Raw genomic sequence first — 26,552 nt, 5'->3', positions numbered from 1 at the left:
AATGACAGACAATCAAGACACCACCGAAGAAGCGGAAGAGACCGAACGAACCATCATCAGAAGCGGCCGTGAGTTCGAACAAGAGTATCGGCTCGATGCGACCGAGGCGGGGGAGTTCCTGATTCGATTGGGCGAACAACTCCGCGACGACGACGAACTCCGTATCGTGGACGAAAAGTGGGAACTGCCGTTCGCGTTCGGTGAACCAATCGAACTCGAAATCGACTTCGACGGCGTCGGCGACCCCGAACTCGAAATCGAACTGGAGCTACCGGGACGAACCGACGAAAAAGGACCGGACGTTCGATAGCCTGTCGGTAGGCTCTCGTTACTTCGTCGCCGAGTCGAGGACGAGCGTGTCGTCTTCGAGGTAGTGGTCGATGACGTGCGCGTGTTCTTCGACTTCGATGATTTGCTCGCGGAGCATGTGCGCGGTCCCGTGGTCACCGAGCCCCTCCGCGAGTTCGATGTGGTCGCGGTAGCTCTCGATGATGTCGCCGTATATATCGAGGTCGTTCGAGAGCGACGTCCGGATGTCGTTCACGTCTTCGTCTTCGGGCTCGACGGTCGCGACGTCCGACAGCGTGGCCATGCTGGCGTTCGGAACACCCCCGAGTGCTTGCACGCGCTCGGCGATTTCGTCGGCCGCCTCCTCGACTTCCTCGTACGCCTCTTGGAGGAAGCGATGGATACCGAGGTGTTCCGCCCCCTCGACGTTCCAGTGGTGCTTGTGTAACTGGTGGTAGAGGACGTACGCGTCCGCGAGGTCCGTGTTCAGCGCGTCGATAATCTGCTCGGCCTTCTCCTCTTCGAGACGAAGCGGGTTCTCCCCGACTGTGCCCGCTTCTTGACGAACGTTCTTTTGCGTGCTCATGTACATAGTATGCTACTTGTGAACACTTATAGATGCCCGGTAGACTGACTTCTCCCAAACAGCGGCACCGACCGAACTGTGCGGTATGGCGGCGACAACAGACGAAACGGTCGTGAGAAAGCGTCCTGGCTAGGGATTTGGGACTGCTGGACTAATTGGCCGGCTTCGGAAGCTTGACCACGAAAATGGAACCGCGTGGTTCGTTGTCTTCGACCCATACGTCCCCGCCGTACTGGTCGACCAGCGTGTAGACGAGGTGGAGTCCGACCCCTGTCCCGGGGCTTTTCGGGCCCATCCGTCCCTTCCCGAAGATTTCTTCTTTGCGGTCGTCAGGAACACCCGGGCCGTTGTCTGCGACCTCTACGACGACGTCCGACTCAGTTTCGTGGAAATCGACGTGAACCTCGGGCTCCGCCGAGTCGTTGTGCCGGATTGCGTTGCTCAGGATGTTGCCGAACACGGACGTCAACAACTCGTTGGCTCGGACCCGCATCACCGGAAGTTCGTCGACGACGAAGGTCGCGTCTTCGTACGCCGTCCGTTTCTTGTCTACCTCGGATTTGATGGTCCGACCGAGGTTGACGAATTCGAGGTCGATTTCGGTGTCGTCTTCCAGCGACTCGACGAAGTCGCGGGCGATAGCCGTGAGTTCGGCGATGTGGCTACTCGTGTCGTCGATGCGGTCCACAGTCGCCATCCCCGCCTCGTCGACGTGGTCTCTGATGATGTCGGCCCACCCCATCAGTAACTGGACGTCGTTGTTGATGTCGTGGCGGACGATTCGATTAATCATCGTGAGCTTCTCGGTCTTCTGCTCTAACTCCTGCTCGTTGCGTTTTTGGAGCGTTATCTCCCGGGTCACGAGCTGTACCGAATCGACCTCACCCGCCGTCGAGAGTGGAACCGCGATGTTGTGGAAGTGTCGTACGCCGATGCTATCCTGAAAGGTGACTGCACTCCCGGCGGTAATCGCACGCTTGCTTTGTTTGAGCCTCGTGGCCGCAACGTCGTCTGGGATGAACTCCGACAACTGCTTGCCGACGAGTTCGTCTTGAGAGACACCGAAGGCCGTCGCCATCGTCTCGTTTGCAGCGAGAATCTCACCCGTGACGCTAATTTGGCCGATTTCGTCCGGGGAGTTGTCGACCAATCGTTCGTACTTTCGTTGCGTCCGGCGTTGCTCGACGACGTTTCGGATGCGATTGACGAGGAGTTCGAGCGGTTCGTCCTCCCGCACGGCCTGTTTCATCAGGTACTCGTCGATACCCATCCTGATGGCGCGACTCGCAATCTCCTCGCCGCCTTCCCCGGTAAGGAGGATAAACGGGATGTCGTACTGCTCGTCGACCATCTCGTAGAGCTCTAACCCGTCCGTCTCGGGCATCCGGAAATCGCTCACAATACAATCGACCGGTTTACGATTCAACTCCAACATCGCCTCGCCAGCGTTCGTCGCCATCGTTGTCGTCATCCCGTAATTCGACTCCAGTTTGTCGGCGAGAAGAGAGACGAAGAAGGCACTGTCATCGACGATGAGAATAGAGAGCGAGTCGTCGCGCGACATAGATATGGTGTGTCGGGTTCTCCATTATAACCTCTCGCCCCCGATATTCGATTCTGAGAATAGAACCGCCGTTTCCGGGCGATTAACCCGCATAGACTCCCCATTTCGGTTAGACAGAAGACACTTGCAGCGTGGTTCTGTACGGTTCCTCATGCCCGGTCCCGTCTTTTTACGAGGTGAGGTCGTAACGCTCAGACCAATCGAACGTGACGACCTCGAATTTATCCAGCGCGTGATGAACGACCCCGCGGTCTGGCGACCGGCGTTGGATATCGACCCCACGAACGACGCACAAATCGAGGAGTTCTACGACAACGTACTCTCTGGCACTGACGGAGTACACTGTCTCGTGTGCGCCGACGAGGAGCCAGTCGGCGTCGTCTCGCTGACCGAGTCGCAGTACGGACCCGACGAGACGAGTCGAGCGCGGTCTATCGAACTGGCGTACTGGCTCGCACCCGAACACCACGGGCGGGGATACGGGTCGGATGCCGCCCGGCAGATGGTGCAGTACGCGTTCGAAGACCGAAATCTGCGACGAGTGTACGCCCAAATCGGGAGCTTCAACGAAGCCTCGGCCGCCCTCCTGGAGTCACTCGGGTTCGAGCACGAGGGGACGTTACGGCAGGCGGCGTGGTACCGCGGTGAGTATCACGACGTGCTTTGTTACGGTTTACTTCGCGACGAGTGGCAGCAGCAGTAGGTTGACGACCGAATCTCCCCGGTACTTCGTCGCTTCCCGAAGGGTGTCCGAACGGTCAGCTACAGGTCCGCGACGTCTTCGATAGCGTCGGTGAGTTCCTTGATGGACTCGACGGTGTGTTCGCCCATGTGACCGATGCGGAACGTCTTCTCGCCGAGCGTCGAACCGTAGCCGTTCGAGAAGACCATGTCGTACTTCTCGGAGACTTCTTCGATGGTGCCAGCCACGTCGATGCCCTGCGTGTTCTCGATGCAGGCCACCGTCTGGGACTCGTAGCCCTCCTCGGGGAACATGTCGAAGTGTTCGTACGCCCAGTCGCGGGTGTACTCGGCCATCTCCCGGTGGCGTTCGCTGCGCCCCTCGTGGCCCTCTTCGAGCATGTATTTCATCTGCTTCCGGTAGGCCAGCATGATGGGAATCGCCGGCGTGGAGTGCGTCTGGCCCTTCCGGTCGTAGTAGTCGATGCAGCGCTGGAAGCCGCCGTACCACGACGCCGAATCCTTCTCGACTTCGCGCTCGTAGGCGTCCTCGCTGACGGTACAAATCGCCAGTCCCGGCGGCATCGCGAACGCCTTCTGCGACGACGCGAAGAGCACGTCGATGTTGTGCTCGTCGATGTCGACGTAGTCGCCACCGAGCGAGGAGACGGCGTCGACGACGAAGTACGTGTCCGGGTACTCCGCGACGACGTCACCGATTTCCTCGACGGGGTTGCGGACGCCGGTCGAACTCTCGTTCATCACCGTCGCGACCACGTCGTAGTGCTTGTCGCTCGACTCCAGTGTCTCGCGGATGTCTTCGGGTTTGATTGCCTGTCCCCACTCGTATTCGAGACGGTCGACGTTCTTGCCCAGTCGCTCGGCCACGTTGGCGTGGCGCTCGCTGAAACTCCCACACGTCGGGACGAGGATGTTCTCGTCGACGAGGTTGAGCGTCGAAGCCTCCCAGAATTCCGTCCCAGAGCCGGTGAGGATGATGACGTCGTTGTCGGTGCCGAGGAACTCCTTCGTGTCCTCGACGATAGTCGTATAGAGGTCCGTCATCCGGTCCATTCGGTGGCCGAACATCGGTTCGGACATCGCCTCGATGACGTCGTCGCGCACCCCTGTCGGACCCGGGATATACAGCTTCTTTTCGGGATAGTCGCCCGTGTACTCGCGTTTCTCGGTCACATGAACCACCTAAGTACCGAGTACTGTGTAGCGGGGTGGCATGGTAGTTTTGATTCCGACCATATACGGGACGACTCGGATTTCGTGTTCGGCCCGATTCTCGATACGTCGAGTAGGCGGTTGCCGGGGGCTGCCGGGGAGAGCCATAGCGAAGCGAGAGCTCGTTTCACCTCGCATGTCCGCCAATTGTTCTCGCAGATATAGTTCGATATCCTATACAGTTTTATCGCAGAGAAATTAACACATAGTGTAAAAAACATAATTATTTTTGATGTTGTTTTATCTGATGGAGGTCACTCATGACCTACACACGACGAACCGCGCTAAGGCTCATCGGCGCAACGACGCTGGGCAGTATTGGCACAACAACAGCCGCGGCGGACCCTGGTGGGAAGAAGGACAAAGGTGCAATCAGAAAGATGGGTCACTCTCTGCTGTCGGACCCAGCAGGCGGGTACGCAGAAGAGGACATCCGCCCGGATGGGCAGTACGCTATCCTCGGGAGCTTCACCGGCCCCGGCGGAAGCTTCCTCGTCGATATCAGCAATCCGACGAACCCGACAGAAGTACACGAGTTCCCGACGCCCACGAATGGAGTTCGGCACGCAGACGTGAAGTTCGACCGGCGCGACGGACTCTATTATCGGTCGCGCGAAGGTGGTGACGACGACCCCACGACGTTCGAGCCACCGAACGGTGTGGACGTTATCGACTATGGCTGGAGCGACGGAACGCCCGAAGAACCCGTCAAGGCCTCCCGCATCCCGGCTGGAGGGACACACAACGTCCGCGCCCACCCGGAAGCGGACGTGCTCTACACGACGGAACACGACGGCGTCGGTGTCTGGGACACGAGCGACCCCACGGACGTCACTGGCGGGGAGGTGTTCGGTCCGGACGCCGACCTCCACGACATGATCGTCGACGCCGAACGTGACCTCCTCCATTGCGCGTTCATTGGCGGGGGGTTCGACGGCTACGTCATCATGGACATCAGCGACCCGATGGAACCGGACGTAGTCGGGGAGTTCAGCTACGAAGGACAGCCATCGTACGACGACGTCGCCGTCGGCGAGGAGGGATTCCAGAACTGCCACTACGCGAACTTCGACCCCAACAGAGAACTCGCGTACGTCGGCGACGAAATCGGCTTCGGAAAGCCCGGCGGCAAGCACGTCTTCGACATCGGATGGGGTGACGGCTCCATCGAGAACCCGAAACCAATCGGGTACACCACGTCGCCGAACGCCGAACTCATGGACGAAGCGTTCGAACTGTTCGACTGGACCGGCCACAACTTCGACATCATCCCGAAAGGCCGGACGACGATGCTCGTCAGTGGCGACTACCACGAAGGGGCGGTCGTCTACGACGTGACTGACCCGACCAACCCGACGCCGACTGACCAGTACCGAACTGACGACATGGACGACCAGGCGAACGGTGCCGGATTCGTCGGCCCGGCCCCGATGGCGTGGGGTGTCGATTACGCCGACAAGCGTGACTTCACGGTCGTCAGCGACATGCAGACTGGCATCTACGTGCTCAAGTTCACGCCGTCGGCGGCGAAGGGGGGCTAACCCTCTTGGAGCCGTTTCCCAGGAGGAGTCACGCGTCGGTCGCAAAGTCGTCGAGACGTGGGCGTCCGACGAGACGTTCGCCGAGCTTGAAAGCGAGCCGTCTGCCGACTCACGCGACGCCCGTCACAAAGTCTCGACGTAGGATTTGAGAACAGCGGCCTCGGCTTTCCGTATCAGTTCTCCCGCCGTACTCGTCGAACAGTCGAGAGCGTCCGCGACGTCTGCAACTGACCCGTCTCGGGGGCGTTCGTAATAGCCGACAGCGACCGCGACTTCGAGGGCCTCTCGCTGCCGAGGGGTGAGCTGTGAGGGCGACGTTCGACGCGCGAACTCGTGGACGCGTTCGATAGTCACGTCGCCGAGTTCGGAAAGGTCGTCGTGGAATGCACTGAGAGCCGTGGCTTCGCCGACCGCTTCGAACCGGACCGTCCCGTCCGCACGGAAGACGACCGGCGGGAGGAAGATGACGTGCGACTCCGCGATTGTCTCCAGCAGGGCCGGAGCAAACTCGTAGCCGTCCTGTTGGAGGAACACGTACGTCCCGTCGACGTCCTCGACGAAGTGACTCGAACGGAGCGAGTCAATACTGGCGACGGTTCGCTCGGTTGCGGCCCGGTCGCCGTCGCACCAGAACAACGTCGTCGCGTCCGCCGTCGGGCTCCACATCAGGAGTTCAGCCCGAGAGGCTCCCGTCACGTCCATCAGTTGGTCGTGCAGCGGGTGGACGAATCGCTCGGGATACGTGACCGAAAACTGGATGTGTTTCATACCGAGGGTGGACATCGTTCTGTCTCCCATGGTATCAATCGGTCCGATGTACGCTCGCCTCGGAGCGGCGTCGGTCGGATTCTCCGTCTCCGCCTCCGTCTCCGTAGGTAGCGAGGACTTCCGGCACACTCTGGAGGAGCGTTCGCAAGTGGTCGGCGTCGTCGACGACCGTCAACTGCGCAGTCGGCACGCGCTCGCGGAATTCTCGAACCCCCGCTATCGGGACGTTCGCATCGTCGTCACCGTGCCAGAAGCACACCTCGGTCTCGATGTCGTCGAAGTCGATATCCCAGTCTGTCGCAGTCGCTCGGAACTCGGTGACAGCACCGCGTCTGGAGGCGCGGAACGCCTCTACGAAATCTTCCTTGACGACCGCCGCGACAGCATCCGAAATCGGGCCTGCCGTCTCAGCAGTCTCACTCGTGGTGTACTGCGAGACGACGAACGACGGGTCGAGTCGGTCTGCAAGCCACGCCTGTCCGCGAAAGAGGCCGCGAAGAATCGACGGTGCAGTCGTCGCCAGTCCCCTGAGCACTCGCAGCGGGGCGGGCGTCTCCGAGCCGACTTCAGGGGGCGTCGCTCCGGCGACGACATCGACGCGAGAGACTCGTTCGGGGTGCGTCGCTGCGGTCGAAAGCGCGTACGGCGCACCGCCGGAGAAGGCGACGAGGCCGGCGGATTCGACGCCAGCGTCGTCGAGGACGGCACGAACGAGGGCTCCGGCGTCTCGTATCGAGCAGTCCCACGGCGTCGAGTTCCCGTATCCGGGGCGCTCGAACGCGAGTAGTCGCACGCCGTGTTCCGTCGCGGCGGTGTCGAACAGCGCAGCTACCAATCGCGAACCGGGAGTCCCGTGGAAGAACACGACCGGGGTGCCCTCAGAGCACCCGTATTCGGTGTAGGCCACCTGCCGGTCGTCACCGACTGAGACGGTTTCGACGTGCGAGTCGTCCCGATTCGTTCGCTCCCGAACCGACTCCGGAATCCGTGTCACCATTCACTGAGAGTTCTCGTCGCCGAAGGGAGTGACTGGTGCCGGACTCATCCGGCGGTATTTGTATTCGCGTTCGGAGGTGGACTCGTACTCGACGCCGTCTCAGTCGTCGGCCTCCGCCGACTCTGCTCGCGGTATCGTCACGTCCGGGAGACCGGCCTCGATTTCGTCGCGCCGGTCTTCGAACTCGCCGGGAAGGACGAGTCGCCCGCCGAGGTCGTCCAGCGGTTCGTCGCTCGCGTATCCCGGTCCGTTCGTGGCGAGTTCGAACAGCACACCGCCGAACTCACGGAAGTAGACCGAACGGAACCAGTGGCGGTTTATCTGAGTGGTCGGTCGCAGTCCCATCGACTGCACGGCGTTCCGCATCGCTGCTTGGTCCTCGTCCGTCGGCGTCTGGAACGCGACGTGGTGAACGGTTCCGCGGCCCTGCCGACTGCTCTCGATGGTCGGCAGCACGTCGACGTACTTCCCGACCGGCCCCTGCGCGGCGAATCTCCGTCGCTCGTCGCCCGAGGCATCGCCTTCCGACTGCTCGCTGGCCACTTCCTCGAAGCCCATCGTTTCGAGCAGGTTCGTGGTCGGCTCGGGGTCCGCTTCCCAGAGCGTCACCGAGTGGAATCCACGAATCGCCGATTCCTCGGGGACGAATTCGGTCCACGGAACGGTCGGGTCGTCGTCGGGAATCTCGACTTCGACGAGTTCGACCGGGAGGCCGTCAGGGTCGCGGAAGGGAAGGACGGTCTCGCCGAATCGCTCGATTCGGTCGTCGTACTCGACGCCGTAGTCGTCGAATCGGTCTTCCCAGTAGTCGAGACTTCCGTCGGGGACGCGGAACGCGGTCCGCGAGACCTGTCCGGTGCCGACCGTCCCACGTGGGAGGTCTGCCCACGGGAAGAACGTCATACTCGTTCCGGGCGTCCCCTCGGCGTCCGTGAAGAAGAAGTGGTACGCGCTGGGGTCGTCCTGGTTGATAGAGCGCTTGGCGAGTCGGAGGCCGAGGGTCTCGACCCAGAAGTCGAGGTTCTGCTGTGGGTCGCCCGCGATGCACGTCACGTGGTGAATACCGGGACTTGGGGTGGTGTCTGTCATCGTCCAGAGTAGGGGCCGAAGCGACTTGAGTCTCTGCTGACGTGAGGGTTACTGGGTGACAGCGGGGTTCTCGTCTACGAACGCGGGGATTACTCCGTGCCGCGGGCGGTGTCCGGTAGCGACCTCACCCACGAACTCGGTATCTCGAAGACAACGCTCCACGAGCATCTTCGGAACGTCGAGGCGACGCTACTCCGGGGCGACTGATCACCCTGGTTCTCACTCGACTACTTCGGACTCTCTGCTTTCTGGGCAGCGCTCGTTTGGGAACTGCCTGAGACGGGTGGGTCGGTAAGGTAGAGCACGCCCGAAACAAGGAGGAAGAGCACACCGAACCCGATAACCGCGGTGAGTGGACTCCACGCGTCAGCCACCACGCCGCCGAACAGATGCAGTGGCGTCCGAAGCAACGCAAATACCATCGCGGCCGCGCTCAGGACGGTGGCCCGTCCGGCGGACGGGATGTGGTCGTTGAGGTAGCCGCTGATGATTGGTTTCATCGCCGCGCGCGTTCCCTTCATCACGAAGAACGACGGGACCGCGATGACCGCGACGACTGCAGGCGCAGCTAGCACCACCCCCGTCAGAATCGGAATGACGAACACCGTTCGCCCGAGTCCGAATCGGTCTACGAGGTCGCCCGCGTAGAAACTCCCGAACGCACCCACGCCCGCGAACGTGGCGTAGAGCACTCCCAACCCGATTTCCGGGGGCAGTCTGAAGGGCAGTGTCGTGAGGCTGGCTTCGAACGCGTCGACTGCGACCGGTTGGATGAACTCCTCCATCGCACTGGTGACGCCCAAAAAGAATCCGGCGTAGATGACAAAGGAGCGGAGCGACCGACCGGCGAATGCGTCTCTAACGACCTGTAGGACGACCCTGATCTCGGGTGTCGTCTCCTCGGCGACCCGCGGACCGGGGAGCGACGCGACCACGACGATGCCGACCAGCGCGAAGACCGCGCTCGCGAGAAACGGGTATCGTGGGTCGAGGATGTACAACCCGGCACCGACGACCATCGTCAGAGCCATCGACCACTGTCCGATTGCGGTGCCCCGGCCGCTGATACCCGTGAATCGCTCGGCGGCGAGCGTCCCACCCAGTGCGTCGTACAGCCATGCGTCTTCACTTCCCGACGCGAAGGCCAACGAGAGCGCCCAGAGCGACCACACAGCCAGAAACTCGGGATAGCTCTGTGCGACGACCATCCCGAGTAAGTGGACGAACGCGAGCGCGCGACTCACGATGATACTGTTTCGCCGGCCGATTCGGTCGCCGACGTAGCCAGTCGGAATCTCTCCGGCGACCGTCAACACGGCCTGAAGTGCGCTCAGCGAGACGATTTCCGTGAACGACAGCTCCCGCGAGAGCAGGAACAACACGAATATCGGAAAGGCGAATCCGCGCGGGTCGAGCGAGCGATACAGGTAGTATCGGGTGGCGACGCTCCGAGACCGGCGCTCTCGTGACGGGTCGGGCGAGGATGTCACTTAGTCTCCACCGAACCGCCGACTCACGCTTTCCCGAGATTCGACTCGTCGGTGGTGTCGCCAACGGCCGACTGCGACACGTCGAGTTCGCCGATGGTGTCGAGGGCGAACTGATGTAGTTCGCAGTTACCGTCGAAGACATCCTCGATAGGGTCTCCGACCATCTCGGCAATCCACTCGTGGTTCCGCTCGTCGAGCGTCAATTTGACCGCGATGCCGACCCACTCCAACCAGCGGGCGGCGACGTGCAGTCGGTAGCCGCGCTCGACGAGTTCGTCGGGGCCATCCCAACCGACCGACCTCAGTCCCTCGCGATAGCCATCGAGCACTGCCCGTTCGAGGTCCGCCGCACGGGAGACGGGCCAATCGAGGAACATCAGCGTGAGAATCACCAACGCCCCAGCGTCGTCTCCGAGTCTGGCGATACCGCACTGGTCCCAGTCGATGGCAACTGTTTGAGGCGTTCCGTCCTCGGTCGTGGTCGCAAAGAGGTTGCGACCGAAGGCGTCGAAGTGGCAGAACGTCTTCGGCAGGTCGTCGCGGGCGGCAACGAACCGGTCGCGGTTCTGCCACGCCGAAAAGAGTCGGTTTCGACTCTCCTCGGTCGGGAAGTGACGGCGAACGATGGGTTCCTGTGGAAGCGTATCGACGAGAGCCACGACGCTGGCGGTCCTGTGAAAGTCGAACGTCCGCTCTATGACCCATTCCCCGGACGGGATATCACTGCCCGTGAGGAACGCACCGTTGAACTGCCCGAGGTGGCGGGCGACCTGTCGGTACTGGTCGAGGGTCCACGACTCTGACCCACCATAGTCGTCCGAGAGGTCTTCGAGCCACAACCAGACCGCTTCACCGGGATACTCGTCGATGCGGTACGTGGTCGCTGGAACCAACCCAACGGACGTCTGGTCGGCGATGTTCGAGCGGTACGCTTCCGCCTCTCGCTTCCAGTAGGGGTGGCCCGATGGGTCCTCACCGGGGCGTTTTGCGAGAACCTTGAGAACGACCGACCACGTCGTCGTCGTCGCCGACACCGTTGCCGTTCCTTCGAACCGGAAGAGGGCTGTCCCAAAATAGCCCCCTCCGGCCCCGACGCGCATCGGCGAGTACTCCCACTCGTCGACGGTCGCAGTGTCGTCACCGAGCACCGCCCTCACTATCGGAGTCAGCGTCTCGGCGTCGATATCTGAGACTTGCTGTTCGATTTCGGAACTGATGCCCGGGATGTTCAGCGATGTCATCGGACCCTCTCACCCGAGTCGGGAAAGTGACACATGCGGTGCACCCTTACCTCCAGTCTTCGCTTCACGGAAATTCACCAATTGATAAATGATACCATACGACATACAAATTCCTGCTGTCAGCGATACTGTCTCAGCAAGCTACCGTTTCGTCGCCTGGACGACCGTCTGCCCAGGTCCAGCACGCCGAATTGCTGTTCGGCGTACGTCTTCGAAGCCTGCGTCGCGGAGCCACTCGCGGACCGCTTCGTACGGGTGGATCGTCGCGTCCAGCGTGACCAGATACGTCAACCCGACGAACCCCTGACCCGTCTTTCCGACCGGCATTCGTGCGGTGTCCGCCAGTTGGTCGAGCACGACGAGTTGGCCACCGGGACGAAGCCACTCGGCGACGCGTTCGAACAGCCGCCTGTTGTCCGCATCGTCGTGGGCGTGGATGACGTTGAACACGAGCGCAACGTCGTGTTCAGCGCCGAGGTCGTCTTCCCAGTAGTCGCCGCCGGTGACCTCGACGCGGGCTTCGAGGCCCGCCGCTGCAATCTCTTCTCGGGCGACGTCCAGCGCTTCGGGGTAGTCGAAGACGACGGCGGAGAGGTTCGGGTGCCTCCGACACAGTTCAATCGCGTACAGGCCGTGCCCGCCGCCAACGTCGAGGACGCGTGTCGCACCGTCAGGAACGCCGACGGCGTCGGCAACCTCGTCGACGACGACGCTCGCTGCCGCGCGGAACCCCTTTTGCGCAGTCTCCCAGCGCGTCGGCTCTTCGTCGAACCACTCGTAAATCGTCTGCGGTGGATGGCCCTCGCGGACGACCGTCTCGAAGTTGTCCTCCCAAAACGGGAAGACGAGTTCGTCCCAGAACGTGAGCCACGGGGCCATGTTGGTCTCCGACTCCGCGAGCAGCCACTTCGTCGTCATTCGCGTGTTCCGGTACCGACCGCCGTCCGTGGTGACGTACCCCTGCGCGTCGAGGAACGTCGATAGCACCTCGATGGCGTTTGCGTCCGCATCGAGCCGGTCGGCGAGTTCGGTCGCAGACAGTGGCTCCCCAGCTGACGCGAGTTTTTCGAAGAGGCCGATATCGAGTGCGAGCACTACTGCTTCGAACGTCGACGCACCGAAGAGGTCCAAGATGGGTGCAGGCCCCTTGTCGAGCCGGAGCAACAGCAATCGTTCGAGGAAGTTTGGATTGACTGGCATCGTATTCCTCGCGTCAGTGAGATTCTCCCGTCGCAGTTGTGTCTCCCGCCGCGGTTGCATCTCCCGTCGCGCCCTTCACCTCGTGCGCGAACTCCCGCACCGCCGCGGTGAAGAACGCCGGGTTGTCGATGTTCGAAGCGTGGCCCGCGTCGGGGACGACAGTCACCTCCACGTCGGCGTTCGTGAGTGACTCGGCGAGACGCGTGTGCATGGTCCGAAATGCCTTCGGCGCGTGTTCGCCGTACAGCAGCAACACCGGCACGTCGATTTCAGACCCGTCGAAGTCGCTCTCTGGGAATCGCGCCATCGCCCTGGCAATCTTGGCGAATTCGGCGTGTGAAATCCGCGGCGCGTCTTCGACGAGTCGCTGAATCGTGTCGGCGTCGGTCGCAACACCCGGCGAGAGGAGGTTGCCGACCCGGAGTTGGATTTTGTTCAGCGTCGGATACCGAATCACGCGGTCGAGCAGGGCGAAGAACCGCAGGTTCGAGAAGATGAGCCGCCCGGACAGTGGAAGCGGGGCGGCGGTGAACGTGTCTGAGAGGACGAGCCCGGCGACTTCGTCGGGATGGGCGGCCGCGTACACCTGCGCGATACAGCCCCCCATCGAAAGCCCGCAGAGAATCGGGTTTTCGACGTCCAGTGCCGACAGGAGGGCGTCGAGGTCTGCGGCGTACAGGTCCATCGAGTACGGGTCGCGGTCGGAACCGCCGGTGTGTCCGTGACCGCGCACGTCGTAGGTGATGGTCGTGAATTCGTCACTGAGCGCATCCACCTGCGGCCCCCACTCGGTCGTGCTCATGAACATCCCGTGGATGAACACGATTGGCGGGCCGTCGCCGCGCCGTTCGTAGTACGTCTCGATATCTCCGGTCCGGACCGTGTCGGTTGTCGTGTCGTCTCCGGCCGACGGCCCGCCGGTCGTTGATTCCCCACCCTCACCACGAATCATGCGAGAGATACGCTCACTGTGGAGAAAACGATGTCTCTCGATACGAGTTCGGACAAGGAGTCACCCGTCTGCAAGTAGTTCGGAATCCGCCCTGACAGATTCGTAGACGCGTTCGGCCCACTCGCGGGCGACAGGTGACTCGGTATCGACGAACACTCGCATGAGTCCGGTCGTCTCGTCGTAGCCACCGATGCCGACTCGCTCGTCGAAGAGGGCGAGGCCGTACGGCAGGTCGTCGCGCGTCCGCAGTGTCAGGTGGCCGCTTTCGACTGCTTCCCGCGCCTGCTCGGGGTACGTCTCGAAGAGTTTGTCCGCGATGTGCGGGAGGTAGATAATCTCCGTCTCGGTGGTCTCGAAGACGTGTTGGTGGAACCCGCCGAGGGCGAGCGGGGCCATGTGCGTCGTATTGAACCCCCGGAACGTCTCGGAGGAGCGGACGAGCGAAATAAAGCGCTCGACCGGGCGGTAGGGGTCGTCAGGCTCTGCGACAGTGACTGTCGCGTCGACGAACGGTTCGACGACGAACTCCTGGTGGTCCTCGCAGACGGCTTCCAAGAGCGGTGTGAGTCGCCGTGCAGTTCCGACGTTGGCCTCGAATCGAAGCACTTCCTCTGCGATAATCTGACCGAGTCCGGTCAGTCGGAAGCGACCGTCGACTTTCTCGACGAATCCCTGCTGGTCGAGCCACTGGGTGAACCGGTGGCTCGTCGCCTTCGACACGTCGAGGCGAGATTCGATTTCTCTCCTGTCGAGCGGGCCGTCGAGCAGCGCTTCGAGGACCGGCCCGTGACGGACGATGTCGCCGAGCACGTCCGTCTCGATGCGCTCGTTCGCCCGTTCGAGTCTCCGGCCGAGATACCGGCGGTTGCGCGCGTTCTCTAAGATGGCCTCTAAGAGCGGTGTTCCCGGTTCCGGAGAGCCCTCACGACTGGTGTCGTAGCTCGTATCGCGGCTGGTATCGTGACTCGTATCTCGACTGTGCTCGTCCGAAGCCATGACCCTTGCTAGCAACAGACGAGAGGGACGATAGTAACGTTACCTCGTTCAAACTCCGTGAGTGCGCTTCGAGTCTCGACTCAGTGAGTGCACTTCGAACCGCAACTCAGCCAGTCGTTCCTCGAACTCCGATTCCCGGCGTTTCGTCGCGTGAAACACGGTTCAGTCCCTGAAACGCGGGGCAGCGAGTGAGGCTAACCGAGAAAGAATCGTATGTTAGCACATGTCTATAACCGACATCGACGACACGGCGCGAGAGGAGTTTATCGAGGGCTTCCACGGGAGCGTAATTCGCCCCGACGCCGACGAGTACGACGACGCACGGGCGGTGTGGAACGGGATGATAGACAGGCAGCCGGGCCTCATCGCCCGGTGTGCGGGCGTCGCGGACGTTGTCAGTGCGGTGACCTTCGGCCGCGAGAACGACCTCCTCGTCTCGGTTAGAGGCGGTGGCCACAACGTCGCGGGAAGCGCCGTCTGCGACGACGGACTCGTCATCGACCTCTCGGAGATGACGAGCGTCCGCGTCGACCCGGACGCGCGAACCGCGTGGGTCGAAGCCGGTGCGACGTGGGCCGACGTGGACCACGAGACGCAGGCGTTCGGCCTCGCAGCACCCGGCGGCGTCGTCTCGGACACCGGCGTCGCGGGGCTGACTCTCGGCGGCGGTATCGGCCACCTCCGCCGGAAGTACGGACTCAGTTGTGACGCGCTGCGGTCGGTCGAACTCGTCACCGCAGCCGGCGAGTTCGTGACCGCGAGCGAGGACCAACACGCCGAGTTGTTCTGGGGTATCCGAGGCGGAGGCGGCAACTTCGGCGTCGTCACGGCGTTCGAATTCGACCTCTTCCCCGTCGGCCCGGACGTCGCGATGTGCCTCGTCTTCTACTCGGCAGACGAGTTCGAATCGACGATGGGTTCCTACCGCGAATACTGCGCGTCAGCCCCCGACAAAGTGAGTTCCCTGACGTTCTCGGGCGTGATGCCCGACGAAGAACTCTTCTCGGATGACGCGCTCGACGAGCAGAAAATCGGGGTGCTCGGGTGCTACGCCGGACCTCCGGCGGAGGGCGCGGCCGCGCTCGAACCGCTTCGAACGCTCGCCGAGCCGGTGGCCGACTTCAGCGGCGTGCTGCCCTACGTCGAACTCCAGCAACTCCTCGACGAAGACTACCCCGACGGAATGCGCTACTACTGGAAGTCGCTGTACCTCGATGGGCTCTCGGATAGCGTTCTCGACCGACTGGCGTACTGGGTCGACGCCGCGCCATCTCCGCTTTCGACGGTAGACGTCTGGCATCTGGGTGGGGCGATAAGCGACGTGGACGACGACGAGAACGCGTTCGCCGGACGACACGCGCCGTATCTCCTCGGCGTCGAAGCCAACTGGGAAGCCCCCGAAACGGACGACGAGAACGTCGCGTGGGCCCGCGACTGCCTCGACGACATGCGGCAGTTCTCCGACGGGTCGGTCTACCTCAACTTCCCCGGTTTTCTGGAGGAGGGCGACGACATGATGCAGACCACGTTCGGCCCGACCTACGAGCGACTGGTCGCGCTGAAAGACGAGTACGACCCGACGAACCTGTTCCGGATGAACCAGAACGTGGCCCCCTCGTCGTAGCCGTGTTCTGCCCGATAGAGTCGTCTATACCCGCCGAAGGAACGCCCGCAACTCCGCGAGTCCGGCATCGTACTGGTCGCGGAAGATGCAGTGGCCCGCGCCGGGGACGTGGACGAGTCGGCCATCGGCTAACGTCGAAGCCGTGTCGAGGTGGTCCGCTCTCGTCTCCGGGTCGGCGTCGGCTTTCAACACGAGCGCCGGGGCGGTGATGTCGGGAAATATCTCGGCCGCGGCCCCGAACCCTGCCCGCGTAATCTCCGCAATCGCCGGACGACACTCAGTTCGGGCGACGGCGAGGCGTCGGGCGAGGTCCGGTCGCTCGTCTCGATACTCGTCGGCGATGGTGTCCACACCCTTCTCGGACCACTCTCGAACCGCGTTTCGGACCTCATTCGCCCGCTCGTCGGGGCCACTCTCCGGGATATCGAGCATGCAAGCGGGGTCTTCGAGCACGACTGCACGCGGGAGGTCAGGGTGCATCGCGGCGGCCAACGCGACAGTCGACCCACCCATCGAGTGGCCGAGCAAAATTGGGTTCGAGAGGTCGAGGGCGTCGAGCAACCCCACGAGGTCGGCGACTCTGTCGCGGGGTCCGTACCCGGTTTCGGGCGCGTCCGAAAGGCCGTGAGCGCGGGCGTCGTAGGTCACGACGTCGTAGTCGGCTGCGAGGTCCTCGACGAGTGGTTCCCAGCACCGCCCGTTGTCGGTAAAGCCGTGTGCCATCACCAGCGGTGGTCCCTCGCCGGTTCGGTAGTACTGCAACGAGACGCCGTCGACGTGGATAGAATCTGTTTCCCAATCGTCAGGAAGGTTCATTGGCAGAACTGGCGAGTAGTCGAAGAAAAACCTCTCGCTCTATTCAGGCCTGCGTTCAGGCGCGCAGTTCTGGCCTGCAGTCCAGGCGCGCAGTTCTGGCCTATAATTCACGCCGGAAGAACCGGCTCAGAGCGAACAACACCACCGCGAGAACGGCGGCCGGGATGGCGACCGCAGGGACGCTCACGGGAATCTCCGTGCCAGCGAAGGGATTTCCGCCCCCGGCGGCGAGATAGCCCGCCAACAACTCTTGTCCGGCGTGACCGAGGAGGAAGAATCCATCGAGGGTGACGACGGCCGCCGCACCGGTAACGAGGCTAATCATCGTCGCAGCATCTTCGACGTTCAACAGGTGTGCGGCCTCGCCTTCGCTCATCACGTCGCCGCGCTGGACGCGCTGATAGCCGACGTACACCAACCCGAGCGCTGCAACCGCCTCGATGGCACCCGCGTACGCCCCAAGGACGAGGATTTTCGGGGCGGACGACAGCGGGTCACCGCCGGGAAAGAGGCGCTGTGTCGACGCCGGGAGCGTCATCGCCAGTGGCAACACCAACGCGAGTGCGCCGAAGATTGCACTCTGTAACGCGAGTTTGTATTCGAGGTGCTGCTTGAAGAGACTGCGTCGGCGCACTCGAACCCGTTCGTAGGCAGACTGTCCCAGCAGCGCCGACGCGATGGGGTCGTCGAAACCGTCGTCACCATCCATGCTGTACGAGTGTCGGGTGCGGGACCTCGATATAAAATCTAGTCGGTCCCGAAATCAGTCGTGACAGACAACAGTTCGACCGACTAAGGGGTTCGGCAGTCAATCGAGTACCGAGACGACAGCATCCGTGAGGTCGGCGACTGCGTCGTGGCCACCGAGGTCGAGATACGGCTCGATGAGTTCGAGTTCCATGAGTCGAAACTCGCCGTCGCGCTCGATTCCATCGACGCGGGCGTAGGGGAGGTGTTCCGCGTCGACGCCGACGAGTTCGGCCGCTGTCTCCAAGGCCTCAGTCGCCTGCACGACGATTTCCTCGTCCGGTTCGTACGTCCGATTTTCTGTCTCGAAATTCGGTTCGACACCGAACTCGTCTGGCGCGCGGAAACTCTGCCACGCGTAGCTGTACGCTCCGCAGAAGAACACGAGCGAGCGCTCGCCATCGGCTATCTCGGGGGCGAACTCCTGTACGAGCGCGCCGCGCGACGAGAGCGTCTCACGGTCCGCTCCGCCGCCCGCGGTCGACCCTGTTTGCCGTGCCGCCGAAAACGGCTCTTCGAATCGCGGTTGGTCCCGCGCCGCCGTTTCGAGCGACGTTTTCCACGCGCCTGCCGAACTCGTCCCGATTGCCGGTTTGACGACCGCTTCCTCCCAGCCACGCTCTCGGAGTATCGTCTCCAGGTTCGGTCGCTCTCCGGGTTCGACCCACGCGGTCGGGATGACGGGAACGCCCGCGGCGTCGAGAGCGCTCAGATAGGATTTGTTCACGTTCCACCGAACCACGTCCGGCGGGTTGAGAAGCGTCACACCCGCGTCTTCGACGGTCGAAATCCAGTCGCGGAAGTCGTCCGGTCGCGTGTAGTACGTCCAGCAGGACCGAAGGAGGGCGACGTCGAAGTCGGACCAGTCCACCGACGAGTCCATCCAGCGAACTCCCTCGGCGTCGAAGCCCCGACTGCGAAGCGCCTCACGGAGCGCCTTCCCGTCGGCGGTCAACTCCGGGGCGTCGGTCCCGGTGACGATGCCGAGACGTTGGGAAGTCGTCATGATACGAACACGGTCGAGTGGAAGTGGGTAAAGTGTTCGCGTCGGGTTAGCACAATGCAACCACCGATTCCAAGTGCCCGTCAGAACTGATAACAGTCCGAAGACTCACCGACCTGCATGGAGTCGGCTCCGCTGACTGACGAAGACACGGCCCTCATCGACACCGTCACCGAGACGAATCTGGACACCTTCGAACCCGGTTTCTTCGACGGCGCACACATCGTTACGGCAGGAATTCGGATGGCCGACGGCGAGATATACGAGGGCGTGAGCCTCCCGGCGAGTATCGGCCGCGCCTCGATGTGCGCCGAACCCGTCGCCGTCGGTTCGGCTATCGCCGACGGGTACACCCACGACGAGATACAGACCTGCGTCGCGGTCGCGTATCCGATGGACAGCCACGACGCGACTGAGGTCCGAGTCGTCCCGCCGTGTGGCCCCTGCCGCGAACTGCTCGCCGACTACAACGACGCGATGCGGGTTATCGTCCCCATCGACGGCGACAATCGGGTCGTCGATGCAATCGACTTGCTGCCGACGCGAACGTGGTAGTCGGGGGTCCGTTCCTACTCGGCTAGCGGGACGACATCGTGGAGTGACTCCACCTCGTAGGTCGGCGCGACCGAGAGGTCGATATCTCGGGTGTGCGCGCGTCGGACGAACACGGAGTCGAGTCCGGCACGCTCCGCTGCGACCACGTCGCTGTTGCTGTCGCCGACGTAGAGCGCCGACTCCGCGCCGAGGTCGGCCATCGCTCGGTCGATGTAGTGCGTGTTCGGTTTCTTGAGCGTGAGGCTCTCCAGTGTCTTCTCGCGGCCGTAGTAGGTGTCGAACAGCGAGCGCATCTCGAAGAAGTCCAGTTTGTACTCGATAGTGCTGTGGTGGTTGTTGCTCACGATACCGCGGGCGACCGAGAGGTCGGCGATGGCGGAGACGTCGTCGTAGCGTTCCCGAGCGCCTGCCTCGAAGGCGTCGAACTGCGACTGCTCGTCGTGGTGTTCGAAGGCGTCCCAGAACTCGCTCACGTCGAGGTCGTACACCGAACACACCTCGAAGAGGGCGTCAGCGCTCTTCCCGCCCACGACGGCGTCGAGGTGCTCCGGTCGGATGTCCTCGACACCGACAGCGCGGAACGCCTCACGAGTCGCCTCGCGTTGTGTCTCCGGTGCCGGTGGTTCGACGAGAATTCCGTCGCTGTCGAACAGCACCGCGTCGTATCGTGTCACGACCGACACCAGTACGCGGTGCGAAAATAGGTATTTTGGTTTTGACAGTTCGGGGCGCGTTCGGTTTGGCAGTTCGAAGCGCGAGTCCGGACGCTTCGAAGCGGCGTGACCGAATTATCGGTCCGCGTACTTCGTGGCCGCTCGGCGGATGCTCCCGGCCAGTTCGGTCAGGTTGTCGCTCGTCCCGGAAATCTCGTCTGCGACCTGTGTGAGGACCGCGACGCTTCCACTCAGGAACACGCCCGCGCTCTCGCTCGGGGCGAGTGGCACGTCGTACTCCACACAGACCGATTCGAGGGCGTCGATGTCGCGCTGTTCGAGGCCTTCGGCGACGAACGAGAGCGACACGCCGCTCGCGGCGCTCGCGTCGTCACCGCCGCGCATGGCCAGTTGTTTCTCCGCCTCGCGGCGCGAGATATCGGTGTATTCGACGACTCGGACGGTGTCGTCGTCGACGAGTCGGTCACTGCCGAGGGCGTGAGCGACGAGCGCCACGTCGCGCGTCTCGGCCACGTCGTGGGTTCTGATGATGTGCGCGCCGCGTTCGACTTCCATCGTCGCCGCGGCGAGGCTGACCGGTAGTTGGTCTTCGTTCTCCATCCGCCCGGCGATGTCGCCGAGGAAGTCCTCACGATTCGTCGCCGTCAGAATCGGGCGGTTGAACGCGCGGAACTCACGGAGTCGGCGGAATCGCTCGCGGTCGTCAGCGAACGTCTTTTCGGGCGTCCACTTCCCGAAGGAGGGGTCGAGAATCGTCTTGTCGGTGAAGCCGCCGCGTTCGAGCGCGGCGAAGGTCTCTTCCATCGAGATGACCGCACCGGGATTCTGGGGGTCCGGCGGGCTTGCCATCTTGATGTTCGGCACGTCGTAGTCCTCACAGACCTCGCGCATCCGCGGGTCGGCGAAGCCAGCCACGTCGTTGACGATGTCGAACCCGCGGGTGAGTGCCTCTTCGGCGACGTCTGCGTACCGGGTTTCGATAGAGAAGACGGCGTCGTCGCCGATTTCGTCGATGACGGCGACGGCCTTGTCCAACCGTTCGAGTTCCTTCTCGGCCGGGAGGACGTCGTACTTGATGTTCGCCGACTGGAGACCGATATCGACGATGTCGGCACCCTCGCCGATGAGTTCGTCTTCGGCGAACCGCGCGGCGTCTTCGACTTCGGCGTGCATACTCGGTTTCCACCCCGAACTTGGGCTCATGTTCAGCACACCCATGATTCGCGGGCGGTACCCGTCACCGACGGTGAAGTCGCCGAGTTCGACCGTTCTCATATGTGCGTAGGACGGTTGCCGAACAAAAAGCACATCGGTCGAGTGGGGACGGATTGCAGCGAAACTGGCCGACGACTCCCCGACGAGGCCGGCCAACCAAATGTTGATGTGGGTGTGGTGTGTCGGGCTGGCTGACACCTCGAATGACCGAATCGACTGGTGCGAGCGAGGCGACGAGTGAGGCGACGAGTGAGGCGACGAGTGAGGGGAGATACAGTTGCGTCGAGAGACCGGGTGAACGACGTGGCGACTGAACAGCCCACCTGTAAGTTCGTCTTCGACCCGGATGGATGGGAGACCGACCGCGAATTGGAGAGTCCGCTCCGCGGCGACGACTCCCTGACGGACGACGGCAAGTGGGAGTGCCCGCACGACCCGGTCTCCGGGTTCGACCACTGTCCGTTTCACTTACCGCACCTCCCGCCCGCAGAGCGCCCTGACGGCATCGACCAGAGCGAGGAATTCCTGCGCGTCCTGAAGGAAGTCGCCGAGTGCGACGACCGGACTGAGCGCCGCCGGAAAAAGCAGTTCGTCGGCGCGGCGTTCGACACGCTCCGTCTCGATTCGGTCGTGATAGACGCCGACGACAACTACCCAATCGACCTTCGACACGCGACTATCGGCTCGCTCGACTGTACGAACGCGACGGTCACTCACGAACTGGATTTGAGCGGGGCAACCGTCGGCGGGGAGAGTCGACTTCACGGGACGTTCGAGTCGGTTCGGTGTTTCGGAACGACGGTCGACGACCTCACACTCGACGTGTCGAGACTGGACGACGCCGTGTTCGCGTCGGCCGACTGCGGCACAGTCTCGTTCGAGGACGCGACCGTCGAACGCGTCGATTTACGCGACGTTGACGCCGAGCGCGTGGCGTTCGACCGTGCCTCGATTCGGCGCGCGTCCTTCGACGAGGCGACTATCGACACGGCTCGGTTTTCCTTCGCCGACATCCGACTGTGCGACTTCGACGACGTGACGTTCGGTGTCGGAAACTTCTACTTCGCGTCGTTCGAGGAGGCGGACTTCCGCGGTGCGACGATAGACCGGGCGGTGTTCAAAGACACGACGTTCGACGGCGCGTACTTCAACGACGTGTCGTTCGCGCTCGCGAACTTCATCCACACCAGTATCTCGCGGGCGCACTTCTCCGGCGCGTCACTGGGCGAAGTCTCGTTCTACGAGTCTACCTTCGAGTTCGAAGCGGACTTCTCGGACACCCACCTCGGCTGGGCCAGTTTTCAGGATTGCACGTTCGACGCCGCCGATTTTTCGGGGTCGGTCCTCGAACAAGCCGTGTTCCGAGGCGCGACCTTCGAGGAGGCGGACTTCCGCGGGGTCGACCCGGCGGGCGCGTTGAACCTCAAAGAGACGACTGTCGAGCGTCGCCTCCGGGTGCGACCGGACGTGACTCGCGCCCCGAACGACTCGTACGTCTGTCTTCAGGGGAGCACGATTGCCGGTGGCTGTCTCGAACAACCCACGGACGGGACCGTGATTTACGACGTTGCGGGCGCGACACTCGGCACCGTCGAGTTCGCCGCGCCCGACGACGTAGACGTGCTCTCTCGAATCCGGTTCTACCGGACGCGATTCGACGCGTTCGACTACCGCGACGACGACATCGACCTCGCGGCGAACCAGTTCGAGATACACCGCAACCCCGACGACCTCGGTGAACGGGCGTCGTCGCTGGCGAGTTACGGGCTTGCGCTCACGCAGGCGCGCCGCGACGAAGAGTCTGAATTCGGGCACGTATTCGAATCGGGTGGGTACGGGGAGTTGCGAGACCGGGCGGCCGAGAGACTCGCCCGCGACCCAGACCGCTATCACGACGGGGCGCTCTGGGACGAGCCGGACGCAGAGGGACTCGAATCGACCTACCTCTACGCGAAGAACGGCGCGAGCAAAATCAACGACAACCAATCGGCGGCCGAGTTCTTCCGCCTCGAAATGAGCCACCGGCGGGACCGCTACGCCGAGTTGGCGGGGGACGCCGATTCGCGAATCGAGTGGGTTAGCTACCGGCGTCGCTGGGCGAGCAACCTCGTTCTCGACTGGGTGACCGGCTACGGTGAGCGCCCGTCGAACGTCGTCGGCACGTCGATGCTTGCGGTCGCCCTGTTTTCGGTGCTCTACTACGTTCTCGCGCCCGGTCTCTACGAGAATCCGCTGAACTACGGGATACTGAGCATCGGCTCGTTCGTGACGCTCCTGCTCGGACAAGCGTCGAAAGTGTCGATACCGCTGATTAACTTCCTCAGTCAGGTCGAGGCGTTCCTCGGCGCGTTCCTCATCGCGCTGTTCGTGTTCACGCTCACGCGGTCTATCAACCGCTGAGGCGGGGACTCTGAGACAGACTTAAGTCGCTGTTGTCCGAGGTGGGAGCGATGACTGACGCCGACTCCGACGAAGTTCGAACACAGCTCGAACAGGCGTTTTCGGAGGTGAACCTCCCGATAACCGGACCGCACGACCTCTCAGCGGCGTTCCGGTCGGGAGACAACACGAGCTTCGAGATTGCGGACTCCGAGTTGACGCCCGCCGACCTCCAACTCGCGGTTTCGCCCGATGGCTACCCCTACGAGACTGTCGAGGCGTTCGTCGACGAACTCGTCGATGCTCTGGAAGACAGCACGTAGTCAACACGGAAAGTGCGGAGAACGGCCGGGGCGATAGAGACTGTTTTACGCGAGCAACCGTACACCCACATGAGTTGTCAGCACCGTGCCGAGCGACGTGGCGAGCGCGGGAGGACACCAATCGAGATGGAGTCGAGACCACCCACCCCAGAGCTGTGACAGAAAACGACACCGACGCCGGACTCGTCGTGCTCACCAACCGCGAGCCGTACGTCCACGACGCGCCGAACGACGTGACCAAACCGGTCGGGGGACTGACCGCCGCGATGGACGACGTGATGCGCGAGGTCGGCGGCACGTGGGTCGCACACGGCCACGGCCGCGCCGACTTCGACGTGACAGATACCGATGGGTACGTCACCGTCCCGCCGGAGGCCGGGCAGTACTCGCTCAAGCGACTCGACATCCCCGACCAGCCCTACGAGGGCTACTACTACGGCTACAGCAACCAGGTTCTCTGGCCGCTCTGTCACGAACACGTCGACCGGATTCGGGCCTCGCCGGACGATTGGACCGCCTACACCGCGGTGAACGAGCAGTTCGCCAGTGCCGCTCTCGACGCACTCGCCCGGCAGACAGCCGAGTCGACACTGCTGTGGGTTCACGACTACCACCTCGCGTTGGTCCCCGAACTCGTCCGCCGTCAGACCGACGGCGACGTGACGATTCAGCACTTCTGGCACATTCCGTGGCCGCCTGCGCAGTTGTTCGACCGGAGTCCCCACGCGGCGGCTCTGTTGACCGGATTGCTCGGCAACGACCGCATCGGGTTCCACACCCACGGCTACGCACAGGAGTTCCTCGCGACAGTCGAGCGAACGCTTCCAGATGCCGAGGTCGACTCCGACGCGCTTCAGGTGACTCACGACGGCCGAACCGTCGAAGTGTACGTCGCACCCGTCGGCATCGACACCCAGACGGTCGATGACCTCGCAGAGAGTCCCGAAGCCGAACGGTTCTGGCGCGACCTCAGCGAACGAGAGGGAATCGCCCCCGACGAGCGAATCGCCGTCAGCGTGGACCGACTGGATTACACGAAAGGCATCCTCCAGCGACTCGACGCCGTGGAACACCTGCTCGAACGCGACGACTCCCTGCGCGGGTCGTTTCGACTGCTCCAGAAAGGGTCGCCGACGCGCGAGCAGATTCCGGAGTACGAGCGCTATCAGCGGGATATATTCGAGAAGATACGCCACCTCAACGACCGGTTCGGAACCGAGGAGTGGCAGCCGGTCGTCTATCTCGACGGTCGCTACACGCGCGCCGAAATCAGCAGTCTCTATCGGAACGCCGACGTGTGCATCGTGAGCCCGCTCGCAGACGGCTACAACCTCGTCGCACAGGAGTACGTCGCCGCGAACCAGTCGGCTTCGGGGGCACTCGTCCTCAGCAAGTTCGCGGGCGTCCACACGCTCATCGGCGACGACGCGTTCACCATCAACCCGCACGACACCGCCGGGTTCGCGGCGCAAATCGAAGCCGCGCTGGACGCCCCGAAGACGGAGCGAGCCGAGCGATTCCAGCGCATGTACGAGCAGGTCGCAGCGTCCGATATCGGCGCGTGGATGGACCACTCGCTGGGACAGTGGAGTCGGTGAGCGTCGGCGCGACCAGACCACTCGGATTCCTTACTAAATTCTCCTTCAGGGAGCGCCTTTGAGGGACGAGCGAGTACGTGTAGATGCAGTGAGGTAGGTATCCCCCACTCGGCCCTCCGCCGTCGAGACGCCAGTGAACTGACTCGGACGGCTTCCAGTCTCCTATGAACTCCGACACGTATCTCTCCCGAATCGGTATCGACCCCGACTCACTCGGCGAGCCGTCGCTTTCGTCCCTCCGTCGCCTCCAGCACGCCCACGTGACGACGATTCCCTTCGAGACGCTCGCCGTCACTGGCCACCCCTTCGACGAGGCAGACGACGGCGAGGGCGTCCGCCTCGAACTGCCGCACCTCTTCGAGAAAGTCGTCGAGCGCGAGCGCGGCGGCTTCTGTTTCGAACTCAACGGCCTGTCCAACTGGCTGCTCTCCGACCTCGGATTCGACGCCGACAGAGTGGCTGCACGCGTCCTCGACGACGACGGCGTCGGTCGCCCACCGGCAAACCACCACTCGAACGTCGTCGAACTCGACCAGAGATACGTCGTCGACGTCGGCATGGGCGTCCCCTCGATGCGACGGCCGACTCCGCTCGACGGCGAGGTCAGAACCGACGAGGCGGGCGTCTCGTGGCGCGTCGTCGAGAGCGACCGCCCGGACGAGACGCATCTGACGCAGTACCGCTACGAACCCGACGGCGAGTGGCAAGACCGCTACCTGTTTTCGGACACCCCGCGCATGCTGACGTACTTCGAAGCGACGTGCGACTACCTCCAGAGCGCCCCCGAGTCGTCGTTTACCGGCGACCCCGTCGTCATCCGGCCGACCGAGGACGGGCATCGAAAACTCACTCCCGAGTCGCTGACGCGGTACGTGGGAAGCGAGTCGAGCGAGCGCGAGATTGGTGCGGCGGAGTGGGACGACCTCCTCGAAGGCGAGTTCGGCATCGACTACCGAACCGAGGCGGACGAGTCGCCGGTCGCGTAGAGCCAC

General features: G+C 62.9%; 25 protein-coding genes and 1 pseudogene. 10 read left to right on the top strand and 16 right to left on the bottom strand.

Features of this window, described 5'->3' with window-relative positions; genetic code table 11:
• Position 1: 1 nt before the first annotated feature.
• The gene (locus tag KU306_RS15455; RefSeq protein ID WP_007543286.1) at positions 2 to 310 is read left to right on the top strand and encodes an amphi-Trp domain-containing protein; all 309 of its coding nucleotides are present in this window, start codon (positions 2 to 4) and stop codon (positions 308 to 310) included.
• Between the two features lie 18 nt (positions 311 to 328).
• Here the strand turns inward: KU306_RS15455 and dpsA are convergent, their stop codons facing one another.
• Both dpsA and KU306_RS15445 read right to left on the bottom strand, forming a co-directional pair.
• On the bottom strand, positions 329 to 874 hold the full coding sequence (gene dpsA / locus KU306_RS15450; RefSeq protein WP_258302444.1) for a DNA starvation/stationary phase protection protein DpsA: 546 nt from the start codon (positions 872 to 874) through the stop codon (positions 329 to 331).
• 151 nt (positions 875 to 1,025) lie between these two features.
• Positions 1,026 to 2,438, bottom strand: a complete 1,413-nt coding sequence (locus KU306_RS15445; RefSeq protein ID WP_258302443.1) for an ATP-binding protein — start codon at positions 2,436 to 2,438, stop codon at positions 1,026 to 1,028.
• A 151-nt stretch (positions 2,439 to 2,589) separates the two neighbouring features.
• On the opposite strand from KU306_RS15445, the gene KU306_RS15440 reads away from it, so the two are divergent.
• The gene (locus KU306_RS15440; protein ID WP_258302442.1) at positions 2,590 to 3,141 is read left to right on the top strand and encodes a GNAT family N-acetyltransferase; all 552 of its coding nucleotides are present in this window, start codon (positions 2,590 to 2,592) and stop codon (positions 3,139 to 3,141) included.
• A 59-nt stretch (positions 3,142 to 3,200) separates the two neighbouring features.
• On the opposite strand, the gene KU306_RS15435 is transcribed toward KU306_RS15440, so the two are convergent.
• Positions 3,201 to 4,313 (bottom strand): pyridoxal-phosphate-dependent aminotransferase family protein, encoded by a 1,113-nt coding sequence (locus KU306_RS15435; protein WP_258302441.1) that lies wholly within the window; start codon positions 4,311 to 4,313, stop codon positions 3,201 to 3,203.
• A 299-nt stretch (positions 4,314 to 4,612) separates the two neighbouring features.
• On the opposite strand from KU306_RS15435, the gene KU306_RS15430 reads away from it, so the two are divergent.
• Positions 4,613 to 5,893: an LVIVD repeat-containing protein gene (locus KU306_RS15430; protein ID WP_258302440.1), complete on the top strand. Its 1,281-nt coding sequence runs from the start codon at positions 4,613 to 4,615 to the stop codon at positions 5,891 to 5,893.
• 123 nt (positions 5,894 to 6,016) lie between these two features.
• Here KU306_RS15430 and KU306_RS15425 read toward each other — a convergent pair whose 3' ends face one another.
• The 3 genes from KU306_RS15425 to KU306_RS15415 form a co-directional block, all read right to left on the bottom strand.
• The gene (locus KU306_RS15425; RefSeq protein WP_425499547.1) at positions 6,017 to 6,661 is read right to left on the bottom strand and encodes a helix-turn-helix domain-containing protein; all 645 of its coding nucleotides are present in this window, start codon (positions 6,659 to 6,661) and stop codon (positions 6,017 to 6,019) included.
• A gap of 34 nt (positions 6,662 to 6,695) precedes the next feature.
• Complete coding sequence (locus KU306_RS15420) at positions 6,696 to 7,658, bottom strand: alpha/beta fold hydrolase (RefSeq protein WP_258302438.1); 963 nt, start codon at positions 7,656 to 7,658, stop codon at positions 6,696 to 6,698.
• A gap of 99 nt (positions 7,659 to 7,757) precedes the next feature.
• On the bottom strand, positions 7,758 to 8,747 hold the full coding sequence (locus KU306_RS15415) for a ring-cleaving dioxygenase (RefSeq protein WP_007543302.1): 990 nt from the start codon (positions 8,745 to 8,747) through the stop codon (positions 7,758 to 7,760).
• A 69-nt stretch (positions 8,748 to 8,816) separates the two neighbouring features.
• Here KU306_RS15415 and KU306_RS15410 point away from each other — a divergent pair.
• Positions 8,817 to 8,954 (top strand): annotated as a pseudogene (locus KU306_RS15410) (helix-turn-helix domain-containing protein); the annotation flags it as partial.
• Positions 8,955 to 8,974: 20 nt separating this feature from the next.
• Here KU306_RS15410 and KU306_RS15405 read toward each other — a convergent pair.
• The 5 genes from KU306_RS15405 to KU306_RS15385 all read right to left on the bottom strand — a co-directional run bounded on the left by KU306_RS15405 (position 8,975) and on the right by KU306_RS15385 (position 14,626).
• Positions 8,975 to 10,237 (bottom strand): MFS transporter, encoded by a 1,263-nt coding sequence (locus tag KU306_RS15405; RefSeq protein WP_258302436.1) that lies wholly within the window; start codon positions 10,235 to 10,237, stop codon positions 8,975 to 8,977.
• A gap of 23 nt (positions 10,238 to 10,260) precedes the next feature.
• Positions 10,261 to 11,478 (bottom strand): phosphotransferase, encoded by a 1,218-nt coding sequence (locus tag KU306_RS15400; protein ID WP_258302435.1) that lies wholly within the window; start codon positions 11,476 to 11,478, stop codon positions 10,261 to 10,263.
• Positions 11,479 to 11,619: 141 nt separating this feature from the next.
• Positions 11,620 to 12,678 (bottom strand): SAM-dependent methyltransferase, encoded by a 1,059-nt coding sequence (locus tag KU306_RS15395; protein WP_258302434.1) that lies wholly within the window; start codon positions 12,676 to 12,678, stop codon positions 11,620 to 11,622.
• A 13-nt stretch (positions 12,679 to 12,691) separates the two neighbouring features.
• Positions 12,692 to 13,630 carry an alpha/beta fold hydrolase gene (locus tag KU306_RS15390; RefSeq protein ID WP_258302433.1) on the bottom strand — a complete coding sequence of 313 codons (939 nt, stop codon included), beginning with the start codon at positions 13,628 to 13,630 and terminating at the stop codon, positions 12,692 to 12,694.
• Between the two features lie 60 nt (positions 13,631 to 13,690).
• On the bottom strand, positions 13,691 to 14,626 hold the full coding sequence (locus KU306_RS15385) for a helix-turn-helix transcriptional regulator (RefSeq protein ID WP_007543317.1): 936 nt from the start codon (positions 14,624 to 14,626) through the stop codon (positions 13,691 to 13,693).
• Between the two features lie 223 nt (positions 14,627 to 14,849).
• Between KU306_RS15385 and KU306_RS15380 the strand changes: the two genes are divergently transcribed.
• Entirely contained in the window at positions 14,850 to 16,250 is a 1,401-nt protein-coding gene (locus KU306_RS15380) for an FAD-binding oxidoreductase (protein ID WP_258302432.1), read from the top strand.
• A gap of 24 nt (positions 16,251 to 16,274) precedes the next feature.
• Here the strand turns inward: KU306_RS15380 and KU306_RS15375 are convergent, their stop codons facing one another.
• The 3 genes from KU306_RS15375 to KU306_RS15365 all read right to left on the bottom strand — a co-directional run bounded on the left by KU306_RS15375 (position 16,275) and on the right by KU306_RS15365 (position 18,819).
• Positions 16,275 to 17,066 carry an alpha/beta fold hydrolase gene (locus KU306_RS15375; RefSeq protein ID WP_007543321.1) on the bottom strand — a complete coding sequence of 264 codons (792 nt, stop codon included), beginning with the start codon at positions 17,064 to 17,066 and terminating at the stop codon, positions 16,275 to 16,277.
• A 100-nt stretch (positions 17,067 to 17,166) separates the two neighbouring features.
• Positions 17,167 to 17,775 carry a hypothetical protein gene (locus KU306_RS15370; protein WP_258302431.1) on the bottom strand — a complete coding sequence of 203 codons (609 nt, stop codon included), beginning with the start codon at positions 17,773 to 17,775 and terminating at the stop codon, positions 17,167 to 17,169.
• Between the two features lie 99 nt (positions 17,776 to 17,874).
• Positions 17,875 to 18,819 (bottom strand): ATP-grasp domain-containing protein, encoded by a 945-nt coding sequence (locus tag KU306_RS15365; protein WP_258302430.1) that lies wholly within the window; start codon positions 18,817 to 18,819, stop codon positions 17,875 to 17,877.
• A gap of 117 nt (positions 18,820 to 18,936) precedes the next feature.
• Between KU306_RS15365 and KU306_RS15360 the strand changes: the two genes are divergently transcribed.
• Positions 18,937 to 19,371: a cytidine/deoxycytidylate deaminase family protein gene (locus tag KU306_RS15360; protein ID WP_007543326.1), complete on the top strand. Its 435-nt coding sequence runs from the start codon at positions 18,937 to 18,939 to the stop codon at positions 19,369 to 19,371.
• Positions 19,372 to 19,385: 14 nt separating this feature from the next.
• Here KU306_RS15360 and KU306_RS15355 read toward each other — a convergent pair whose 3' ends face one another.
• On the bottom strand, positions 19,386 to 20,045 hold the full coding sequence (locus KU306_RS15355; RefSeq protein ID WP_258302429.1) for an HAD family hydrolase: 660 nt from the start codon (positions 20,043 to 20,045) through the stop codon (positions 19,386 to 19,388).
• 114 nt (positions 20,046 to 20,159) lie between these two features.
• On the bottom strand, positions 20,160 to 21,320 hold the full coding sequence (locus KU306_RS15350; protein WP_258302428.1) for a dihydropteroate synthase: 1,161 nt from the start codon (positions 21,318 to 21,320) through the stop codon (positions 20,160 to 20,162).
• A gap of 243 nt (positions 21,321 to 21,563) precedes the next feature.
• Here KU306_RS15350 and KU306_RS15345 point away from each other — a divergent pair, with 243 nt between their 5' ends.
• The 4 genes from KU306_RS15345 to KU306_RS15330 all read left to right on the top strand — a co-directional run bounded on the left by KU306_RS15345 (position 21,564) and on the right by KU306_RS15330 (position 26,546).
• Complete coding sequence (locus tag KU306_RS15345) at positions 21,564 to 23,660, top strand: pentapeptide repeat-containing protein (RefSeq protein WP_258302427.1); 2,097 nt, start codon at positions 21,564 to 21,566, stop codon at positions 23,658 to 23,660.
• Positions 23,661 to 23,710: 50 nt separating this feature from the next.
• Positions 23,711 to 23,962, top strand: coding sequence for an MTH865 family protein (locus tag KU306_RS15340; protein WP_007543333.1), 252 nt, complete (start codon positions 23,711 to 23,713; stop codon positions 23,960 to 23,962).
• A 155-nt stretch (positions 23,963 to 24,117) separates the two neighbouring features.
• A complete protein-coding gene (locus tag KU306_RS15335) occupies positions 24,118 to 25,560 on the top strand; it encodes an alpha,alpha-trehalose-phosphate synthase (UDP-forming) (protein WP_258302426.1) in 1,443 nt (480 codons plus the stop codon).
• Between the two features lie 164 nt (positions 25,561 to 25,724).
• Positions 25,725 to 26,546, top strand: coding sequence for an arylamine N-acetyltransferase family protein (locus KU306_RS15330; RefSeq protein ID WP_258302425.1), 822 nt, complete (start codon positions 25,725 to 25,727; stop codon positions 26,544 to 26,546).
• The last annotated feature ends 6 nt before the right edge of the window (positions 26,547 to 26,552 follow it).

Source organism: Haloferax larsenii (assembly GCF_024730625.1).
Lineage (GTDB): Archaea > Halobacteriota > Halobacteria > Halobacteriales > Haloferacaceae > Haloferax > Haloferax larsenii.
Note: the sequence above shows the minus strand (reverse complement) of the source record. Positions and strands in the feature narration are given on the sequence as shown.

Bases quoted from the DNA above. Each gene is read 5' to 3' on its own strand.
- KU306_RS15455 (WP_007543286.1), top strand. From the start codon at position 2: ATGACAGACAATCAAGACACCACCGAAGAAGCGGAAGAGACCGAACGA.
- dpsA (WP_258302444.1), bottom strand. From the start codon at position 874: ATGAGCACGCAAAAGAACGTTCGTCAAGAAGCGGGCACAGTCGGGGAG.
- KU306_RS15445 (WP_258302443.1), bottom strand. From the start codon at position 2,438: ATGTCGCGCGACGACTCGCTCTCTATTCTCATCGTCGATGACAGTGCC.
- KU306_RS15440 (WP_258302442.1), top strand. From the start codon at position 2,590: ATGCCCGGTCCCGTCTTTTTACGAGGTGAGGTCGTAACGCTCAGACCA.
- KU306_RS15430 (WP_258302440.1), top strand. From the start codon at position 4,613: ATGACCTACACACGACGAACCGCGCTAAGGCTCATCGGCGCAACGACG.
- KU306_RS15425 (WP_425499547.1), bottom strand. From the start codon at position 6,661: ATGAAACACATCCAGTTTTCGGTCACGTATCCCGAGCGATTCGTCCAC.
- KU306_RS15420 (WP_258302438.1), bottom strand. From the start codon at position 7,658: ATGGTGACACGGATTCCGGAGTCGGTTCGGGAGCGAACGAATCGGGAC.
- KU306_RS15415 (WP_007543302.1), bottom strand. From the start codon at position 8,747: ATGACAGACACCACCCCAAGTCCCGGTATTCACCACGTGACGTGCATC.
- KU306_RS15400 (WP_258302435.1), bottom strand. From the start codon at position 11,478: ATGACATCGCTGAACATCCCGGGCATCAGTTCCGAAATCGAACAGCAA.
- KU306_RS15395 (WP_258302434.1), bottom strand. From the start codon at position 12,678: ATGCCAGTCAATCCAAACTTCCTCGAACGATTGCTGTTGCTCCGGCTC.
- KU306_RS15390 (WP_258302433.1), bottom strand. From the start codon at position 13,630: ATGATTCGTGGTGAGGGTGGGGAATCAACGACCGGCGGGCCGTCGGCC.
- KU306_RS15385 (WP_007543317.1), bottom strand. From the start codon at position 14,626: ATGGCTTCGGACGAGCACAGTCGAGATACGAGTCACGATACCAGCCGC.
- KU306_RS15380 (WP_258302432.1), top strand. From the start codon at position 14,850: ATGTCTATAACCGACATCGACGACACGGCGCGAGAGGAGTTTATCGAG.
- KU306_RS15375 (WP_007543321.1), bottom strand. From the start codon at position 17,066: ATGAACCTTCCTGACGATTGGGAAACAGATTCTATCCACGTCGACGGC.
- KU306_RS15370 (WP_258302431.1), bottom strand. From the start codon at position 17,775: ATGGATGGTGACGACGGTTTCGACGACCCCATCGCGTCGGCGCTGCTG.
- KU306_RS15365 (WP_258302430.1), bottom strand. From the start codon at position 18,819: ATGACGACTTCCCAACGTCTCGGCATCGTCACCGGGACCGACGCCCCG.
- KU306_RS15360 (WP_007543326.1), top strand. From the start codon at position 18,937: ATGGAGTCGGCTCCGCTGACTGACGAAGACACGGCCCTCATCGACACC.
- KU306_RS15350 (WP_258302428.1), bottom strand. From the start codon at position 21,320: ATGAGAACGGTCGAACTCGGCGACTTCACCGTCGGTGACGGGTACCGC.
- KU306_RS15340 (WP_007543333.1), top strand. From the start codon at position 23,711: ATGACTGACGCCGACTCCGACGAAGTTCGAACACAGCTCGAACAGGCG.
- KU306_RS15330 (WP_258302425.1), top strand. From the start codon at position 25,725: ATGAACTCCGACACGTATCTCTCCCGAATCGGTATCGACCCCGACTCA.